This window comes from Novosphingobium capsulatum NBRC 12533 (assembly GCF_001598375.1).
GTDB lineage: Bacteria > Pseudomonadota > Alphaproteobacteria > Sphingomonadales > Sphingomonadaceae > Novosphingobium > Novosphingobium capsulatum.
On record NZ_BCYV01000005.1, the window covers coordinates 322,797 to 336,242 of the forward strand.

The window sequence follows — 13,446 nt, forward strand, 5'->3', positions numbered from 1 at the left end:
GGATCAGAGGTCCGAGGCCTGCATCGCGATGATCGGGCGGTGCGGCTCGTGCGCGGCCATGCGCTGCAGCAGCAGGTCAAGCTCGTGCTCGGCCACCATGATCCCGGCGTGGACCGGGCGGATGAAGCCGACCTCGATCATGTGGCGGTTGAACGCCAGCAGGTGATCATAGAACCCGAACGCGTTAAGCACGCCCACCGGCTTGGCATGATAACCAAGCTGCGCCCAACTGATCGCTTCCCACAATTCGTCCATCGTTCCCACGCCGCCGGGCAGGGTGAGGAAACCATCGGCCAGATCGACGAAAGCCTGCTTGCGCGCATGCATGCCGGGCACCACGTCAAGCCGGGTCAGCCCATGGTGCGCCACTTCGGCACCGACCAGCGCCTGGGGGATCACCCCGATCACTTCACCACCAGCGGCCAGTGCGCCATCGGCCACGGCGCCCATCAGGCCCAGGCGGCCCCCGCCATAGACCACGCCGATGCCGCGTTCGGCCAGCTGCCGGCCGACATCGGCAGCCAGCGCGACATAGCGCGGGTCGGCCGGACTGGCCGATCCACAATAGACGGCGATACGTTTCACTGCAGGTCCTCCAGCATCAGCCGCGCCGTGGCCTTGGCGCTGCCGACCACGCCGGGAATGCCTGCGCCTGGATGCGTGCCGGCACCCACCAGATAGAAATTGGCGATATCGTCATCGCGGTTGTGCGCGCGGAACCACGCGCTTTGCGTGAGCAACGGCTCGAGGCTGAACGCGGCGCCCTGATAGGCGGAAAGATCGGCCGCGAAATCGGTAGGCGCATAGTGGAACTTGGTGACGATGCGGCTGTGGATGTCGGGGATCAGGCGGCGGCCCACTTCATCGAGGATGCGCTTTTCCAGCAGCGGCCCAACTTCGGCCCAGTCCACCGGCAGCTTGCCCATGTTGGCGACAGGGACCAGGGCATAGAACGTGCTCATCCCCTCGGGCGCGACGGACGGATCGGTCACGGTGGGATGGTGCAGGTAGATCGAGAAGTCCTGCGGCAGCACGCCGTGCTGATAGATATCGTCGAGCAGGCCCTTATAGCGCGGGCCGAACAGGATCATGTGGTGCGGGATGCCCGGCCAGGTGCCTTCGATGCCGAAGTGCACGACGAACAGGCTGGGCGAGAACTTCTTGCGCTTGAGCGCGCGCGACCGCTTCTTGCCCGTGGCGCTGTCGCCCAGCAGATCGCGATAGGTGTGCATGATATCGCCGTTGGAGGCGACGGCATCGAAATTGCCGTGCCAGCCACTGGCGGTGTGCACGCCGGTCACGCGGTTACCCAGCGTTTCGACCCGCACCACCGGATCGCCCATGCGCACTTCGCCGCCGATGCGCTGGAAATGGGTGAGCATGCCGGCGATCAGGCGGTTGGTGCCGCCTTTGGCCCACCACACGCCGCCATCCTTTTCCAGCTTGTGGATCAGGGCATAGATCGCGCTGGTGTTCATCGGATTGCCACCAACCAGCAGCGTGTGAAAGCTGAACGCCTCGCGCAGCTTTTCGCTTTCGATGTATTTTGACACCATCGAATAGACCGAGCGCCAGGCCTGGTACTTCGCCAGGGCCGGCGCGGCCTTGATCATGCTGGCAAAATCCAGGAACGGCACCGCGCCAAGCTTGACATAGCCTTCTTCGAAGACGCCGGCGGAATAGCCCAGGAATTCTTCGTAGCCGGCCACGTCACGCGGGGAAATCTTGGCGATTTCGGCGCGCAGGCTGGATTCATCGTTGGAATAATCGAAGTTCGTGCCATCGGGCCAGTTCAGCCGATAGAACGGCATGACCGGCATCAGCTCGACATCTTCCGACAGCTTGTGCCCGCTCAGGCCCCATAGCTCTTCCAGGCAGGCCGGATCGGTAATCACCGTGGGCCCGGCATCAAAGGTAAAGCCATCACGCTGCCAGTGATAGGCGCGGCCACCGGGCTTGTCGCGCGCTTCGATCAGGGTGGTCTGGATGCCGCCAGACTGCAGGCGGATAGCCAGGGCCAAGCCGCCAAAACCGGCGCCGATGACGCATGCTCTTTTCATTTACTTGCGCATCCCTGCCAAAGTGAGAGGCCGCGGCCGGGCGCCCGATCCGGCGAGCACCGCCAGGGCGCGCGAAATCGGTACCGGGGGCCGCCCCACAAAAATCCGGGCGCGATCCAGCAAGCTGCTGCGTCCGGCATAAAAGCGTTCGATCAGCCGGGTATCCAGCCGATAGAAATGTTCCATCATGCGATAGCGTGCCAACGGCTCTGCTGCCTGGAACAGCATGGCCGACAGCAGGCGGCCAAAGCTGTTGCGCTGCCAGTGGCGCTTGGCCCAACGTTCGCTGAAACCGGCCAGCGCCTCGTGCGTCAGATCGGGCTGCTGCGCCACGGCCAGGGCAAAACGCACCGCTTCGGGCACGGAATAGCTGGTCACCGGGTGAAACAGGCCGGCGCGCGTACCGGCGCGGGCGATCTGTCCACCTGAGGAGCGCCAGAACGCGTCCCAATCGCCGGCGGAAACCACGGGCAGAACGCCCTGTTCCTCGTGCAACACCTCCACGATCGACCAGCCCTGGCTGCGGGCATAATCGGCGATGCGGGCGGCAAGGGCGGGGTGATCGATCGCCGGGCTGTCGGCGTAATAGGTGTCTTCGATGAAGATCTCGTCATCGCCAAACGGCAGGCAATAGACAAAGCGATAGCCATCGACCTGTTCGACCGTGGCATCCATGACGATCGGCTTGATCAGGCCATGGGGCTGCGCCAGCTTGACGCGCTGGCCGAGGAATTTTTGCCAGCCGCCTGAAAGCTGCCCCTGCAGGCGAATGCCGCGCGCATCGACCACTGCGCCGGCTTCGATCCGGGTGCCATCGGCCAGGGTCACCGCGCCGGTGCCGGCGGCGAGTACGCGTGCGCCGGTGACGATCGCGTCAGCCGGCAAGGCAGCGCGGATCGTGGCGTCAAAGCGGGCCGAGGTCATCGAATAATAGCTGGTCGAGAGATCGCGGCGATACTGCGGAAAGCGCACCGAATATCCCGACCACGCCCCAACGACCATCGGCGCCAGCAACTCGCGCCCGGCCTTGCCCACGTCTGATCCGAAGAAGGACCACACGTGGTTGCCGCCCAGCACATGGTCCTGTTCGACAAGCAGCAGGGTGCAATCCGGGCGGGCTTTGCGCAGGGCGAGCGCGATCAATCCCCCGGCAAGGCCCCCGCCCAGGATCGCGATGTCGGCATGGCGTATGCTCATTGCCATGGCGTTAGGCCAGGCGGCGCGACCATGCAACCGCCCCTAAGGGCCTGTCAGCAATGCACGGCGCTTTTCCGCGGCGAAGTGTTGATGTCATGCCGGAGCCGGCCGGGCCGCAGCCTTGAAGCGGCGGCCGGCGCGGGCCGATCGCTTGCGCAGCCAGATCAACACGCCGGTGACCGACAGCACCGTGATGCCAAGGCCGATCACGCTGACGGCAATGCGCCATGCCAGCCCGCCGACATGGGCCATGTGCAGCGCGACAATCCAGGTGGTGAACGTTGTCGCGCCCTGGGCTCCGGTAGGCACGGAGACGTGGCGCAGCGCGCCGCTGTTGCCATCAAACGCGATCCGCGTGCCGCCGCCTTCCGGCGTGATGTCAGCCGAAGACTTGACGCCATAGACATAGAGCCCGGTTGCCGGAATGTACCATAGCCAGGCCCGCCCATCCGGGCGCAAGGACAGCCCGCGCCGCGCTGTCTCTTGCTGCGCCAGTGCCGCCCCGTGTCGCGCGGCGGCGGGGAAATCGAGCGCGGGGTTCCAGCGCGGGCTGGGCAGGGCAGACGCTTCCAGCAGGGCCTCGTCATCCTGCCCGCCCAGCAGGCCAAGCACCGGGCGATAGACCTGGGGCAGGTTGAACGAGACGCTGGACAGCGCAAAGACCAGCAGGATCGGCCAGAGCCACAGCCCACCGGCGCGGTGCAGGTCGAATGTCAGCTTGTAGCTGCTGGTGGGCCGGCGCACTTTCCAGCTGGGCCGCCAGCGACGCCACAGGCCGCCTTTGCCCAACGCGCCGGGCGGCAGGGTGAGATAGAACCCGACAAAGCAATCCGCCGTCCAGACCAGCGCTGCCACGCCCATGGCGAACAGGCCCCATGGGCCCAGCGCCAGAGAATAGTGCAGGCGATAGAGGAACGGCATCAGGTTCTTGATGCCCTGGCGCACGTCCCCATTGCGGCGATGGCCCTGCTCGGCGCCGGTCCAGGGATTGAGGAAGACATCGTCCCAATCCGGCCGATCGCGCCGTTCCAGGCCGGTCCTGGGGTCGGGCCAGGTGGCATAGAGCCGATCGGCCCGGCCGGGCAGGCGGGTGAGGTAGACGAAATCGACCCGCGCCGCGGGATGGCGGGCAAGCAGCCCGGCGCGCACCGCCAGCGGATCAAGCGCTGCCATGCCAGGGCGGGGCGGGGCTGCGTTCTGCATCGCTGGCGCCGTGGCTGCGTCGAGTTCCTCGAACCACGGCAACAGCGATCCGGTGAGCCCCGCCACCGCCAGGAACAGGGCAAGAGTCAGCCCCGCCCAGCGATGGACGATCACCCAGAACGGACGGCCGGGAAGCGCCATGACGGTCAGAACGTCACACGGACAGAGCCGGTGACATTGCGCGGCGCGGCGTAATAGGCCTGCGTCCAATACAGGCTGGTCAGGTACTTGTGGTTGGTCACATTGGCGACGTTGAAATTGAACTGAACGTTCTCGTTCAATTTATACCCGGCCTGCAATTGCAGCGTGGCATAATCGCCCTGGCGCACGGTGCCGGAATAGATCGTGTCCTGCCACTTGACCGCCGCGCCCAGTTGCAGCGGCGCGATGGGATTCCAGCGCAGCGCCAGGTTGGCGGTGTTGCGCGGCACATACGTACGCACTTGCCTGCCCGCGCCATCGTCCATCTTGAGCGTGGTGGCGCCGGCCTGGATCGTGAGCGTGGAGGTCAGCTTGCCACCCACTTCGGCCTCTACCCCGCGGCTGACGGCGCGGATGCCGTTGTACAGGGTCTGGCCGGTGGCCGTGTCGTAAGCGCCCGCATCGGCCAGGTTGCTTTGTTCGGCGCGGAACCAGGCGACCGATCCAAACAGCCCGCCGCCCGGTGTCTGCGCCTTGAGCCCGGCTTCATAGCTCTTGCCTTTGGCCGCGCCCAAGGGCCTGCGGTCGATGTCGAGATTGGCCTGCGGGGCAAAGATGCTGGAATAGCTGGCATAGAGATTGACGCCGGGCAGGGCGTTGTAGGTCACGCCGACGAATGGGCTCAGCGCCTTTTCATTCTTGTCGGTGCTGGCGCCAAAGCTGATCCCACGCGTCTTTTCGACAAGGTAACTGGCGCCCAGCAGCACGCTGAGCTTTTGGGTCAGCGATACATCCGATGCCCCGCGCAGGCGCCACTGGCGATCTTCGGTATGCTCCTGCTGCACGCTGGCGCCATAGGCGGGGAGGGCGACTTCCTGTCCGGTCCAGCTGCCGGGCAGGCCGCGAATCTGAGCCCAGGCAGGATCGCTGTCAGGCACGGCGCGGCCATAGTATTCATAGGTTCCCACCGTGCGCTGCACGCCCAGCGTCAGCTGCTGGTCGCGGCCGAACAGGCGATAGCTGCCCTGTACCGTGCCGTCATAGATCCAGCCTTTGGCGACGGGGGCATAGGCGCCGGGATTGCCAAAGAGCCCGCCCCAGGCGCCGGTCTGGCTGTCCTGCTTTGGCGTGCCATAGACATAGAACAACCGCGAATCTTCGTTGTGGTACTTGCGCGTGACATGGGCGCGCACGCTCCAGCCCGGGGCGAAATCCCAGGTCAGCTGGCCATAGGCGGTCTGGTCATGCGTATTCCAATAGGTCCAGTCCATCGTGGTAGAGGCGCTGCGGTCAAACTCCAGCTGGTTGCCCTTGCTGTCCTGCAAGGGCAGGGCGCCCCACATCACCCCGGTGGACTTGCCATCCTGGCGCATATAGCCGGCCGAGAGATGCAGGTTGGGGGTGATTTCGCCATCCAGAACGCCGGAAATCGCGGTGCGGCTGTGGTGATAGCTGCGCAGGTAGGAATCGCCGTCCTGCGCCGCGCCGGTGACGCGCACGGCCCATTTGCCATCGGCGGTCAGCGGCAGGTCAAGGTCCACCTCGGCGCGCTTCTTGTTCCATGAGCCATAGGACAGCTCGGCCGACATATGGCGCTGGCCGGTGGGATGGCGGCGGTGATAATTGATCGTGCCCGAAGGATTGCCTGCGCCGGTGAGCAGCGCGTTGGCCCCGCGCACCACTTCCACGTTGTCCCACATCACCGAATCCTGGGCGCCGATCGTCGGGCCCCAGATATTGGGCAGGCTGATCCCGTCGATCATCGCGTCGACGATGTCGAACCCGCGCGCGTTGTAGTATGTGCGCTCGGTTTCCACCTGATCGACATTGACGCCCGTAACGTAGCGCAGCAGCTGGTTGGTTTCGTCCAGCGCAAAGTCATCCAGGAACTTTCGATCGACCACGCTGACCGATTGCGGCGTATCCATCAAGGATAGCGCCAGGCCGGTAGCGCCGCTTGCCACCGTCTCCCCCTTTTCGCCGTTGACCACAATGGTGCGGCCAGCGTCGGCATCACTGGCGCTGGCACTCGCGGCGTCCGCAGTGCTGTCGGCATGGGCGGGCGCCGCCGCCAGCACACCCAGCGAAACGCCGCAGGCCAGCATCGCGTGGCGCAAATGCGTGGGGGCCATGGTCTCAATCCTTCCTGAACAATGATTTCTCACCGCCCGCTAATGCGAATGGTTATCATGAGTCAAGGAGAGTGATAATCATTTTCAAAAAAGTAGCGCTTGTCTCAACTCGACCGACGATGGCGTCGGTCCGGCTTGCAGCGTTACGCCCTTGGCCCTAGGATGCGGGCACCCCGGGGAGCCAGTGGCCTGGGCAACGCGCCTGCGTTGCCGGGTTGAGCAAAGGCTGAGAGGGGCTGGTCACGCAGCCCGACCCGTCGAACCTGAACCCGTTAGCACGGGCGGAGGGAGGGCCGGCCCAGCGTTACACGTGCGTGCCACAGCCTTTCGTTCGTCCACACGAAAGGAACCTCGTGTATGGCCGATCTCAATTCTCCGCTGGAAATCGGTGTCACCACCGGCCCTATCCGCGGCAGCCGCAAGATCCACGTGGAATCGCCGCGTTTCCCTGGCATGACCGTGGCGATGCGCGAAATCGCGTTGGAGCCTGGCTGCGGCGAGCCGCCGCTGCGCGTCTATGACACCTCAGGCCCCTATAGCGATCCCAAGCAGGCGATCGACATTCGCGCTGGCCTGCCGCGCCTGCGCCATGATTGGATCATGGCGCGTGGCGACGTGGAAACCTATGCCGCGCGTGAGGTGAAGCCCGAGGACAATGGCCTCAAGGGGCCGGACCGTTCGGGCGGCGTACCGGCGTTCCCCAACGTCAATCCCGCACCGCTGCGGGCCAAGGCCGGCGCCAATGTCACGCAGATGCACTATGCCCGCCAGGGTATCGTTACGCCCGAGATGGAATACGTGGCGATCCGTGAAAACCTGGGCCGCCGCCAGTTGAAGGAAGCCCTGGTGCGCGATGGCCAGGATTGGGGCGCCAGCATCCCCGATTACGTCACGGCCGAATTCGTGCGCGATGAAGTGGCGCGCGGGCGGGCGATCATCCCCAACAACATCAACCACCCGGAAAGCGAACCGATGGCGATCGGGCGCAATTTCCTGGTCAAGATCAATGCCAACATCGGCAATTCGGCGGTCGCGTCTGATGTGGCCAACGAAGTGGACAAGATGGTCTGGGCGATCCGCTGGGGCGCCGACACAGTGATGGACCTGTCGACCGGGCGCAACATCCACGACACGCGCGAATGGATCCTGCGCAACAGCCCGGTGCCGATCGGCACGGTGCCGATCTATCAGGCGCTGGAAAAGGTCGGCGGCATTGCCGAAGACCTGACCTGGGACATCTTCCGCGATACCTTGATCGAGCAGGCCGAACAGGGCGTGGACTATTTCACCATCCACGCCGGGGTTCGCCTGCCCTATATTCCGCTCACCGCCAAGCGCGTGACCGGGATCGTCAGCCGGGGTGGCTCGATCATGGCCAAGTGGTGCCTGGCGCACCACCGCGAAAGCTTCCTCTACGAGCATTTCGACGAGATCACCGAGATCATGAAGGCCTATGACATCGCCTATTCGCTGGGCGATGGCCTGCGCCCGGGCAGCGTGGCCGACGCCAATGACGAGGCACAGTTTGCCGAGCTTTACACCTTGGGTGAACTGACCAAGCGTGCCTGGGCGCAGGACGTGCAGGTGATGATCGAGGGGCCGGGCCATGTGCCGATGCACAAGGTCAAGGAGAACATGGACAAGCAGCTGGCCGCCTGTGGCGAGGCGCCGTTCTATACGCTCGGGCCGCTCGTCACCGATATCGCGCCGGGTTATGATCATATCACCAGCGGCATCGGCGCGGCGATGATCGGTTGGTTCGGCACCGCCATGCTGTGCTATGTCACGCCCAAGGAACATCTGGGCCTGCCCGATCGCGATGACGTCAAGGTTGGCGTGGTCACCTACAAGCTCGCCGCCCATGCCGCCGATCTGGCCAAGGGACATCCGGCGGCCAAGCTGCGCGATGATGCGTTGAGCCGCGCCCGCTTCGAATTTCGCTGGCGCGACCAGTTCAACCTCAGCCTCGATCCCGAAACGGCCGAGCAGTACCACGACCAGACCCTGCCGGCCGAAGGGGCCAAGACCGCGCACTTCTGCTCGATGTGCGGGCCCAAGTTCTGCTCGATGAAGATCACGCAGGAAGTGCGTGAATTTGCATCGAAACAGAACCAGGCCGCCGATACCTTCATCGCCGCCGAAGAGGCCGAGGCGGGGATGCAGGCCATGAGCGACAAGTATCGCGAGGCCGGTAGCGAACTGTATCTGCCGGCCGCGCAATAAGGCGGTGCGTCCTGCGCTGGTTGCCATCGTGTAACCAGCGCAGGAACCAGCGCGGTTTCCGATCATTGCCTGTCCATCTGGAAGGTCGCGTCGCCATGGGGTGGCGCTCCGCTCCTCTCGTGATGGAGATCGCGCCATGAAGAAGGCTTTGCTGGCAGTGGCACTTGCAGCGTCGGGCCTGACCGCCGCTTGTACCGATGGTTATGATGGCCGCCCCGGCTATGACAACGGCTATCACCGCCATCGCGGCGGTTACGGTGGCATCGAAGGCGGTTATGCCGGTGGCGGCGGCTGGGGCTATCGCGACGACGGCTATTATCGCCGCTATGGCAACTATGACTACAACCGTCCCGATCCCAGCTACGGCGGCTACTATGCCGATCGCTATTACCGCGACGATCCGCGCTACGGCGAACATCGCCTGAGCGCCAATGAGCGGATTTATCGCGGCAATGATGGTCGCTATTATTGCCGCCGTTCCGATGGCTCGACCGGCCTGATCGTCGGTGGTGTGTCGGGCGCGCTGCTCGGCTCGGTGATTGCCCAGGGCGATTCCCGTCCGCTCGGTGCGATCCTCGGTGCCATCGGTGGCGCTGCCGCCGGTGCCGCGATCGACAGCAACAACGTGCGTTGCCGCTGATCCCCAACCGGGCATCCGCACACATGAAAAAGGCCCTTTCGCCACGCGGCGAAAGGGCCTTTTTCATGTCGGCGTGGCGCGGGACAATCCCGCGTTAGGCCTCAACAGGCTTACTTGGCAGCGTCGACCGCGATGCCGAGCTTCTTCACGTCGTTGAGCGTGAAGGCCACCGGGCGATCATTGAACGTGCCTTCCACCGACTTCTTGCGGATGTGCAGTTCGAAGGGCACCTTGCCGGCATAGGCGGTGCCACGGACGATCTTTTCTTCGCCCTTGGTTTCGGTGGTGTAGGAATAGCTCACGCCCTTGTAAGCGAAGCTATCAGGCTGGGTTTCGGCCGAGGCCACGGCGGGGGCGGCAAGCACGAGAGCGGCGGCGGCGGTCGAAATGAAAGAACGAAGCATGGCAATTTCCCCTGATCATAAAGGCGAGATTGCCTTCGGACACCCGTCTGTTGTGTTCTTGTTGCAGCGCGTTTCACCCATGCTGCGCCTGCGAGCAATTGCTTAGGTTGCCCGCCCGCTTGCATGATTTGCAAGTGGCGAGCGCTCGGTTTTGAAAAGCGTTTGTTTTCATGCATAACAATATGCGCCCAGCCATGGGGGAGGTGGCCGGGCGCATACGAAAACACGGGAAAGTGCCGGAACGCTTAGGCTTCGAGCGCGCGCTCCAGCGTGACTTCGCAGTTCAGCAGGCGCGAAATCGGGCAGTTGGCCTTGGCCTCATCGGCAATTTTGGCGAAATCCGATTCGGCGATACCGGGGATTGCCGCCTTGAGTGCAAGTGCGCTGCGCGTCACCTTGAAGCCGTCGCCATCGGCCTCCAACGTAACCTTGGCGGTCGTGTCGAGCGTGCCATCGGCATAACCGGCCTTGGCGAGGGCAAAGCTGGTGGCCATGGTAAAGCAGGCCGCATGCGCGGCGGCGATCAGTTCTTCCGGGTTGGTGCCCGGCTTGCCTTCGAACCGCGTGCCAAAGCCATAGGGCTGGTCTGACAGCACGCCCGAGGCCGTGCTGATCGATCCCTTGCCGGGCTTGCCGAGCCCTTCATAACGGGCAGAAGCGGTGCTGGTGGGCATTGGGGCATCTCCTTGATGGGGTTTGCCCGTTGAACGCCCTGGCCAGCGGTGCGTTCCATCCGGTTCAGCGCTTGCGCACGAACTCTGCGCGGAGCACGAGGCCCTTGATCCCATCGAACTTGCAGTCGATTTCCTGTGCGTCACCGGTGAGGCGGATCGACTTGATCAGCGTGCCGCGCTTGAGCGTCTGCCCGGCGCCTTTGACATCAAGATCCTTGATCAGCGTAACCTGGTCACCGTCCTGCAGCACGTTGCCCACGGCGTCGCGCACTTCCACGGCGTTGGCCGCCGCGCGCCGCGTGGCCAGTTCCGCGGCCGTCATCCATTCGCCGCTTTCATCATCGTAAACGTATTCGTCGTCGCTCATGTCCCGCCCCTTTATGCTGTGGTCCCGGTGGGGCCATGGCAGGTTGGGGGCACGGGCGCCAGCCCTTGCGGGAACTTGTCTTACCACACCGCCGGGACGAGCACGATTGCGCCACCGTCGCGGGGTTTCCAGGCGCGCATGGCCAGGGCGACATTGCTTTCCCGGGCCGCGCGGTCTTCCGCCAGAGACCATGTGATGTGCCAGATGCCACCGTCCGGCCTGCGGGTGGAGCCTTCGAGCGCCACCACCAGCGCCTCCACGCCCGCGCCGTCATCGATATGGCCGACAACGCGGGCGTGGCGGATCGCTGGTGGCAAGGGATCACCGGGGCCGGCATGAACCGTGCGCGTCACATGGTTTGCCACAGTGTGCGGATAGCGTGGCGGGAACAGCGCCATCAGGCGGTCGCGGCTATCGGGTTCGAGCTTCCAGCCGCTGGGCATCGCGCGGTTTCCGGCAGATCAGGAAGATGGCGTGGCCTGGCCACTGACGACGCCGTTGTGATCGGCCTGTGGTGTCGTGAGCGCACCGGTGATCCAGATGGCAGACAAGGCCAGGATTGCCAGCACGAGGCTGATCAGAAGTACCCAGCGCACCACGTTCAAGCCGACGGCGCTACGCGCTTCGTCGGTGGACAGCCGCGCCGGCGGCTCCTGTCGTTGGGTATGGTCGTTCTGCATGACGACTCTCCTGCGTTTCATCGGCAGGGCGCACGGGTGGCGCGCCCCTTTTGCCTGATTCTACGCGCGGAGAGCCCGCGTGGTTCCGCGTCAGTCGCGCAGCAGCTCGTTGATGCCGGTCTTGCTGCGGGTTTGCGCGTCCACGGTCTTGACGATCACGGCGCAATAGAGCGACGGCCCGGGCGTGCCATCGGGCAGCGGCTTGCCGGGCAGCGAGCCGGGCACGACCACGGCATAGGGCGGCACGCGGCCGATATGCACTTCGCCGGTGGCGCGGTCGATGATCTTGGTGCTGGCGCCCAGGAACACGCCCATCGACAGCACCGCGCCTTCGCCCACGATCACACCTTCGGCCACTTCCGAACGCGCGCCGATGAACGCGCCGTCTTCGATGATCACCGGGCCGGCCTGCAGCGGTTCGAGCACGCCGCCGATGCCGACGCCGCCCGAGATATGCACGTTCTTGCCGATCTGCGCGCATGAACCCACAGTGGCCCAGGTATCGACCATGGTGCCTTCATCGACGAACGCGCCGATGTTGACGAAGCTGGGCATCAGCACGACATTCTTGGCAATGTGAGCGCCACGGCGCGCCACGGCGCCCGGCACCACGCGGAACCCGGCGGCGCGAAAGGCGGCTTCGTCCCAGCCGGCAAACTTGCTCGGCACCTTGTCAAAGGCCGGGGCGCCACCGGCGCCACCCTCAACCACGACATTGTCGTTGAGGCGGAACGAGAGCAGCACGGCCTTCTTCAGCCACTGGTTTACGCGCCACGCGCCATCGACCTTTTCCGCCACGCGGGCCTGGCCGGCGTCGAGCAGGGCGAGGGCCTGTTCCACCACCACGCGCACATCGTTGCTGGCCGGCGTCACGTCCGCGCGGTTGTCCCAGGCGGCTTCGATGGCGGCTTCAAGCTGTGCGGTCATGTGTGTTTCTCCGGGCAATACTGAGATGGTCTGGCCTTGGGGGGTCTGGACAGTCTGCTTGGGCAGGGCGCCTAGCCGAGGTGACCGTCGGCGGCAAGCGCGTCGAGCCAGGCAGCAAGATCGTCGATCGTCTCATCGATCGCGGTCTCGTCACGGGCGCGGGCACCCCAATCCGTGCCGAAATCGAGCCAGACCGTCTGCATACCCATGGCCTTGGCCGGGGTGAGGTTGCGCGCCGAATCCTCGAAGAACACCGAGCGGGTAGGGTCGATGCCAAAGGCGGAGACAAAGCCGCGATAGGCCGATGGCTCGGGCTTGGGCTTGTATTCCATGGCGTGGATGTCCCACAGGCCTTCAAAGCAGTGGGTGATGCCCAGGGCATCGAGCACCCGCGTGGCATAGGCGGCATCGCCATTGGTAAATATCAGGCGACGCCCGGGCAGGCGCATCAGGCGTTCTTCCAGGCGCGGCGCGCGGTTCAGCGGGGCCATGTCGACATCGTGAACATAGCCAAGAAATTCATAGGGATCGACGCCGTGAAAATGCATCAGGCCAGCGAGCGTGGTGCCATGGTCGTGGAAATACATCTTCTGCACGCGGCGCGCCTCGGCATGGTCGCAGCCCAGCAGATCGGCAATATAGGCGCCCATGCGCACGTCGATCTGGTCGAACAGGCAGGTTTCGGCCGGGTACAGCGTGTTATCCAGATCGAAGATCCAGCAATCGACACGCGATGGGTCAAAGGGCATCCGTCATCCTTGCGAGCTTGGCTCTGGCCTTAAGAGCGTGGCTCTGCCT

At 64.6% G+C, this 13,446-nt stretch carries 14 protein-coding genes; 2 read left to right on the plus strand and 12 right to left on the minus strand.

The window, feature by feature from the left end:
• Window positions 1-3: 3 nt before the first annotated feature.
• The 5 genes from SCA01S_RS03140 to SCA01S_RS03160 form a co-directional block, all read right to left on the minus strand.
• Window positions 4-585 carry an LOG family protein gene (locus tag SCA01S_RS03140; RefSeq protein ID WP_022676345.1) on the minus strand — a complete coding sequence of 194 codons (582 nt, stop codon included), beginning with the start codon at window positions 583-585 and terminating at the stop codon, window positions 4-6.
• The gene (locus SCA01S_RS22060; RefSeq protein WP_062782760.1) at window positions 582-2,060 is read right to left on the minus strand and encodes a phytoene desaturase; all 1,479 of its coding nucleotides are present in this window, start codon (window positions 2,058-2,060) and stop codon (window positions 582-584) included. The genes SCA01S_RS03140 and SCA01S_RS22060 overlap by 4 nt, the downstream gene beginning before the upstream one ends.
• Window positions 2,061-3,257: a lycopene beta-cyclase CrtY gene (gene crtY, locus SCA01S_RS22065; protein WP_062782763.1), complete on the minus strand. Its 1,197-nt coding sequence runs from the start codon at window positions 3,255-3,257 to the stop codon at window positions 2,061-2,063. It lies immediately after the preceding gene.
• A gap of 93 nt (window positions 3,258-3,350) precedes the next feature.
• The gene (locus SCA01S_RS03155; protein WP_062782766.1) at window positions 3,351-4,601 is read right to left on the minus strand and encodes a PepSY-associated TM helix domain-containing protein; all 1,251 of its coding nucleotides are present in this window, start codon (window positions 4,599-4,601) and stop codon (window positions 3,351-3,353) included.
• Window positions 4,602-4,606: 5 nt separating this feature from the next.
• On the minus strand, window positions 4,607-6,733 hold the full coding sequence (locus tag SCA01S_RS03160) for a TonB-dependent siderophore receptor (RefSeq protein WP_062782769.1): 2,127 nt from the start codon (window positions 6,731-6,733) through the stop codon (window positions 4,607-4,609).
• A gap of 357 nt (window positions 6,734-7,090) precedes the next feature.
• Between SCA01S_RS03160 and thiC the strand changes: the two genes are divergently transcribed.
• The gene (gene thiC / locus SCA01S_RS03165) at window positions 7,091-8,956 is read left to right on the plus strand and encodes a phosphomethylpyrimidine synthase ThiC (protein ID WP_062782772.1); all 1,866 of its coding nucleotides are present in this window, start codon (window positions 7,091-7,093) and stop codon (window positions 8,954-8,956) included.
• A 136-nt stretch (window positions 8,957-9,092) separates the two neighbouring features.
• Entirely contained in the window at window positions 9,093-9,596 is a 504-nt protein-coding gene (locus tag SCA01S_RS03170) for a glycine zipper 2TM domain-containing protein (RefSeq protein WP_022676351.1), read from the plus strand.
• A 110-nt stretch (window positions 9,597-9,706) separates the two neighbouring features.
• Here SCA01S_RS03170 and SCA01S_RS03175 read toward each other — a convergent pair whose 3' ends face one another.
• From SCA01S_RS03175 to SCA01S_RS03205, 7 genes are all read right to left on the minus strand, one after another.
• Window positions 9,707-10,000 carry a hypothetical protein gene (locus SCA01S_RS03175; RefSeq protein WP_022676352.1) on the minus strand — a complete coding sequence of 98 codons (294 nt, stop codon included), beginning with the start codon at window positions 9,998-10,000 and terminating at the stop codon, window positions 9,707-9,709.
• A gap of 245 nt (window positions 10,001-10,245) precedes the next feature.
• Complete coding sequence (locus tag SCA01S_RS03180) at window positions 10,246-10,674, minus strand: OsmC family protein (protein ID WP_062782775.1); 429 nt, start codon at window positions 10,672-10,674, stop codon at window positions 10,246-10,248.
• A 64-nt stretch (window positions 10,675-10,738) separates the two neighbouring features.
• Entirely contained in the window at window positions 10,739-11,041 is a 303-nt protein-coding gene (locus tag SCA01S_RS03185; RefSeq protein WP_022676354.1) for an alkylphosphonate utilization protein, read from the minus strand.
• A gap of 80 nt (window positions 11,042-11,121) precedes the next feature.
• Window positions 11,122-11,484: a hypothetical protein gene (locus SCA01S_RS03190; RefSeq protein WP_062782778.1), complete on the minus strand. Its 363-nt coding sequence runs from the start codon at window positions 11,482-11,484 to the stop codon at window positions 11,122-11,124.
• 18 nt (window positions 11,485-11,502) lie between these two features.
• On the minus strand, window positions 11,503-11,721 hold the full coding sequence (locus tag SCA01S_RS03195) for a hypothetical protein (RefSeq protein WP_022676356.1): 219 nt from the start codon (window positions 11,719-11,721) through the stop codon (window positions 11,503-11,505).
• A gap of 90 nt (window positions 11,722-11,811) precedes the next feature.
• Window positions 11,812-12,648: a 2,3,4,5-tetrahydropyridine-2,6-dicarboxylate N-succinyltransferase gene (gene dapD / locus SCA01S_RS03200; protein WP_062782781.1), complete on the minus strand. Its 837-nt coding sequence runs from the start codon at window positions 12,646-12,648 to the stop codon at window positions 11,812-11,814.
• Window positions 12,649-12,719: 71 nt separating this feature from the next.
• Window positions 12,720-13,397, minus strand: coding sequence for a pyrimidine 5'-nucleotidase (locus tag SCA01S_RS03205; RefSeq protein WP_062782784.1), 678 nt, complete (start codon window positions 13,395-13,397; stop codon window positions 12,720-12,722).
• Between the last annotated feature and the right edge of the window lie 49 nt (window positions 13,398-13,446).

What these genes read in the sequence shown, in the direction of transcription:
- thiC (WP_062782772.1), top strand. Translation starts at nt 7,091, where the DNA reads ATGGCCGATCTCAATTCTCCGCTGGAAATCGGTGTCACCACCGGCCCT.
- SCA01S_RS03160 (WP_062782769.1), bottom strand. Translation starts at nt 6,733, where the DNA reads ATGGCCCCCACGCATTTGCGCCACGCGATGCTGGCCTGCGGCGTTTCG.
- SCA01S_RS03155 (WP_062782766.1), bottom strand. Translation starts at nt 4,601, where the DNA reads ATGGCGCTTCCCGGCCGTCCGTTCTGGGTGATCGTCCATCGCTGGGCG.
- crtY (WP_062782763.1), bottom strand. Translation starts at nt 3,257, where the DNA reads ATGAGCATACGCCATGCCGACATCGCGATCCTGGGCGGGGGCCTTGCC.
- dapD (WP_062782781.1), bottom strand. Translation starts at nt 12,648, where the DNA reads ATGACCGCACAGCTTGAAGCCGCCATCGAAGCCGCCTGGGACAACCGC.
- SCA01S_RS03205 (WP_062782784.1), bottom strand. Translation starts at nt 13,397, where the DNA reads ATGCCCTTTGACCCATCGCGTGTCGATTGCTGGATCTTCGATCTGGAT.
- SCA01S_RS03170 (WP_022676351.1), top strand. Translation starts at nt 9,093, where the DNA reads ATGAAGAAGGCTTTGCTGGCAGTGGCACTTGCAGCGTCGGGCCTGACC.
- SCA01S_RS03175 (WP_022676352.1), bottom strand. Translation starts at nt 10,000, where the DNA reads ATGCTTCGTTCTTTCATTTCGACCGCCGCCGCCGCTCTCGTGCTTGCC.
- SCA01S_RS03195 (WP_022676356.1), bottom strand. Translation starts at nt 11,721, where the DNA reads ATGCAGAACGACCATACCCAACGACAGGAGCCGCCGGCGCGGCTGTCC.
- SCA01S_RS03185 (WP_022676354.1), bottom strand. Translation starts at nt 11,041, where the DNA reads ATGAGCGACGACGAATACGTTTACGATGATGAAAGCGGCGAATGGATG.
- SCA01S_RS03180 (WP_062782775.1), bottom strand. Translation starts at nt 10,674, where the DNA reads ATGCCCACCAGCACCGCTTCTGCCCGTTATGAAGGGCTCGGCAAGCCC.
- SCA01S_RS22060 (WP_062782760.1), bottom strand. Translation starts at nt 2,060, where the DNA reads ATGAAAAGAGCATGCGTCATCGGCGCCGGTTTTGGCGGCTTGGCCCTG.
- SCA01S_RS03190 (WP_062782778.1), bottom strand. Translation starts at nt 11,484, where the DNA reads ATGCCCAGCGGCTGGAAGCTCGAACCCGATAGCCGCGACCGCCTGATG.